This is a genomic window from Candidatus Omnitrophota bacterium, assembly GCA_013791745.1.
Lineage (GTDB): Bacteria > CG03 > CG03 > CG03 > CG03 > CG03.
Window position 1 is genome coordinate 1 of record VMTH01000006.1, and the last position, 3,450, is coordinate 3,450.

The 3,450-nt window shown below is 38.6% G+C and carries 4 protein-coding genes; 1 reads left to right on the forward strand and 3 read right to left on the reverse strand.

What is annotated here, in order from left to right; genetic code table 11:
• Positions 1-248: 248 nt before the first annotated feature.
• Positions 249-1,472: an ATP-binding protein gene (locus FP827_00210; GenBank protein ID MBA3051509.1), complete on the forward strand. Its 1,224-nt coding sequence runs from the start codon at positions 249-251 to the stop codon at positions 1,470-1,472.
• Positions 1,473-1,974: 502 nt separating this feature from the next.
• Here the strand turns inward: FP827_00210 and FP827_00215 are convergent.
• The 3 genes from FP827_00215 to FP827_00225 form a co-directional block, all read right to left on the reverse strand.
• Positions 1,975-2,169, reverse strand: coding sequence for a cold shock domain-containing protein (locus FP827_00215; protein ID MBA3051510.1), 195 nt, complete (start codon positions 2,167-2,169; stop codon positions 1,975-1,977).
• A gap of 309 nt (positions 2,170-2,478) precedes the next feature.
• On the reverse strand, positions 2,479-2,898 hold the full coding sequence (locus tag FP827_00220; GenBank protein ID MBA3051511.1) for a type II toxin-antitoxin system death-on-curing family toxin: 420 nt from the start codon (positions 2,896-2,898) through the stop codon (positions 2,479-2,481).
• A complete protein-coding gene (locus FP827_00225) occupies positions 2,885-3,148 on the reverse strand; it encodes a helix-turn-helix domain-containing protein (protein ID MBA3051512.1) in 264 nt (87 codons plus the stop codon). The genes FP827_00220 and FP827_00225 overlap by 14 nt, the downstream gene beginning before the upstream one ends.
• Between the last annotated feature and the right edge of the window lie 302 nt (positions 3,149-3,450).

Genomic DNA, 3,450 nt, shown 5'->3' on the forward strand with positions numbered 1-3,450 from the left:
TGATGTCAGCAAAAGCTGGTGCATAGGTGATAAAATAACGGATGTTGAAGGCGCGAAAAAAGTGAATATCAAAGGGATCCTTTTAGGCCAGGATTTCAAAAACCTCTCCGATGCCGCCGACTACATCATCAACTCGGAAAACAAAACCTGATCTTTAATTAAGGGCGTGCCCTTTTCCCGAGCTGACTATTTTATACCCCACTGTGAAATAGTCTTGACTTTTTCACAGTATCATGTAGAATAGTCGTGTGTTGAAAAGAAATTCATATATTGATCTGTGGGACGATTTATCATCCGATAAATCAATGGTATTTCTGTCAGGGCCGCGACAGGTGGGGAAAACCACGCTCACGAAAGAAATAGCATCCGCGTTCAGCAACAGTGTGTATTTCAACTGGGACTTTGTCAAACACAAACAAATGCTGATAAAAAATCCGGCTTTTTTTGAACACTTAAACAGGAAAGACGAATCCGCGCCTCTTGTGATTTTTGACGAGATTCATAAATATAAGCGCTGGAAAAATTATCTCAAGGGTATCTACGACCAGTTCGGTCAAAATTACAAATTTCTTGTTTCGGGCAGCGGCCGCCTTGACATATATCAAAAAGGCGGGGATTCTCTGGCGGGTAGATATTTTCAGTTCCATTTATTTCCCTTTACTGTTGCGGAGTTAAGTAAAGAAAAAAGAAAATTCGGTGAATTTATCAAAAACCCCCTGTCCGGCTTTGATATCAATCACTCCGCTTCCACAAAAAAAATATGGAATCGTCTGTTCCGCAACGGCGGCTTTCCCGAACCATACCTGAAAAACAGTCTCTCTTTTTACAACAAATGGGCGATGAATTACTCCGCCCGGCTTATTCGGGAAGATATACGAAGCCTGCACAATATTAAAGATATCGGGAATATAGAGCTGCTGTTTTCTCTTTTGCCCTCGCGGGTGGGGGCGCCCGTTTCGGTGAATAATCTTGCCGGAGAATTGCAGGTTAATTTCGGCAGCATCAAAAAATGGCTGGAATTATTTGAATCGTTCTATCTGATATTCAAAATCGCGCCATGGACGAAAAAAATTTCACGCTCAATACTGAAAGAAAAGAAAATTTATCTTTTCAATTATCCCGAAATTGAGGACGAAAGTTCCAGATTCGAGAATATGGCGGCGCTGGAACTTACCAGAGCAATGCATTACTGGAACGAGGCGGGCTGGGGGAGATTCACTCTTCACTACATAAGGAATAAAGAAAAAAAAGAAGTGGATTTCCTGATCGCGGATAAAAACAAGCCTGTCCTGCTGATTGAAACAAAACTCAATGAAACCGCGCCGGCCAAAAATATCATTGATTTTCAAAACGTGCTGAATATTCCCGCTGTCCAGCTCGTAAATAAAGACAGCGTTTTCAAAATCGTCAAAAACAATCAGAATAACATTCTAATCGTCACAGCTCATCAATGGCTGTCTTCCCTCCCGTAGCCAACAGCTCTTTAACACACAACATTATTAAGTGCAGTCAGAGGCGTTGACCGATTATACTTTCTTAATATTTCCCCTATGCCGGTTTGGTTTTATTTTTATTTTTATTTTTTTCCTGTTTTGCTTTTTTTTGATTTGACCGCTTGTTCTTGTCCTTTTGTCCGCCTTTGTCACCCATTTGAATCCTCCTTTCTGCTACAGAAACAACGATGCTCTATTGTACCACCATAACAACCTGATGAATAGATGCAATTATTCTATATCGCCAGGAATGGTAGCTTTTCAAGCAGTGATTTCTATCTTAACCCGGCCTGCCGGCAGAGCGGCGTTTACCAATTAAACAGCACTAAAATGTCTAATGCCAGTCTGCCGGAGTTTAAGCGGAGCAGGGGTCACTAATCCTCTTTGAGTAGTTGTTGTTTTGCCTTGTTTGCTTTTTACTTTTTCTTTAACTGTTCTTTCAGATACTTACTAATATCCGTAATTCGGTTTCAGTGTTTACTTATGAAACCTTTTTGACATTGATTGCTTTCAAACCTTTGTCGCCGGTTGCGGAATCGAATTCTACGATATCCCCTTCCTGCAAAGATCCGGATGCAATATCATTTTTGTGAACGAACAGGTCTTTGCTGTTGTCGTCCGGTGTGATAAAACCGAAATTCTTTTGTTCGTTGAAAAACTTAACTGTACCTTTCATAATAATAGCCTCCTAAATTTGGCTGTGCATTGAAAAAAAACATAATTGTCTTTTTCATCAATTGGCCTAGTATACATCATTTGGGCCAAATAGCAAGCTACAATATAGCATTCTACGCGAATGTTAGCTTTTTTATTTGAAAAATATTACTGCTGTTTTCAACAGAATGTGTGACTATGCCCAGAATGCCTGTCCGCCGCAGCCTCTGTCCAGCGACCCGTGGTGAGTCCTTCGATTTCACTCAGGATGCTGAGCCTGTCGAAGCACGAAGTCGAACCAAGGAGGATCAAGGGCGCCGCCGTTCTTCTCTTATATTAAATGTTTGCTAATAAACTTAGATATTATTTGAAAATATTCTTCTTTATTTTCGGCCGGGCTAGATGCAATGTGCATTGTAAATTCATAAAATTCTTGTATACCAACTTTTAACCATTTTCCGTTTTTATCCATAAATACCAATAAAGTCGTCATTGCAATTCTCTTATTCCCATTTTGAAACGGATGATTTTTAATCATTAAATAGAAAAGCACAGTTGCTTTTGATACTAGCCCAGTGTATAGCATTTTTTTTGAGAAGGTCTGAAATGGTACTAGCAAACAGCTTTCTAAAATGTTGGGATATCTAGAATTAAACGCAGGAATTGGCTCATCATAGTTAAGTTTTTTTCTTGCCAATTCATATGAAATATACTCAACTTCCTTAATAGTAATTCCTTTAATCATCGCCATTTTTTGAATTTCCTAACTTTCTCAAAACTTCACCATATTCTGATACGACTTTCTCTACAGCTTTTTCTACCTGTATTTTGTTTTTTTTACGCAGTTCATCACCCTGCACATTTTCAACCGGAATAGCATAATTCCTACCGATTTTTATTGCAGTTATGTCTCCCTTTTTGATTCTCTTGAAAACTGCTATCCTGCTTATTCCCAAAATTTTAGCCAATTCCGCTGTTGAGAGAAATTCCTTTTTAGACATATGCCCTCCATAATTGTATTAGTTAACACTGGTTAACCTTCCTTATAACGTTAACATTCGTTAACCTGTCTGTCAATGGTTAACCTCTGTTAACTATTTGGAATGTTATATCAGCGGACTACCACATTAACGGGTTAATACGTGTTATTCACATCGGCGAATTTGATGAATAGTATAAAAATGCCGGAGATTGACTACCCTTCTACACGAATGTTAGCTTTTTTATGGTGAAATTATTACTGCTGTTTTGAACAGAATGTGTGACCTATTGTAAAATTATTCTTTTTTCAAATATTCTGTAA